1 protein-coding gene is annotated in these 340 nt (G+C 63.5%); it reads right to left on the minus strand.

The genetic code is table 11. From position 1 onward, the window contains the following. Positions 1–340: DUF6531 domain-containing protein (locus KIF87_RS23070; RefSeq protein ID WP_213330855.1), on the minus strand; the 340-nt coding region annotated here is incomplete at both ends.

Consider the following 340-nt stretch of genomic DNA (forward strand, 5'->3'; position numbering starts at 1 on the left):
AGCGGCAGGCGCAGGGTGACGTTCTCATGGTCCCGCCACAGAATATGGCTGTCGGTGAAGGTGAGGCGATGATCGAGCGTATGCCGCCAGCCATACCCGAGCGTTGACGCCTCCTCAACCGCCGTGGTGCGGTACTGCCGGCCAATACTGAACGGGACGGCGCCGGGCAGCGTGAAATCCGTCAGCGCCAGCAGCTCTTCCCCGGTGATCAAGGATACCGGGCAGCCGTCCGTATCGCAGGCGTCGGTATTTTTCGTCGGGTTGCCGCCGGGGTCCGTGGCTGGAGAACTTTCCTCGCGGGTTTTCAGGCCGATTTCGGTGTGACGGCTGGTACCCAGTT

The sequence above is a fragment of the Enterobacter sp. 120016 genome, from assembly GCF_018383635.1.
In the GTDB taxonomy this organism is placed as follows: domain Bacteria; phylum Pseudomonadota; class Gammaproteobacteria; order Enterobacterales; family Enterobacteriaceae; genus Enterobacter; species Enterobacter asburiae_D.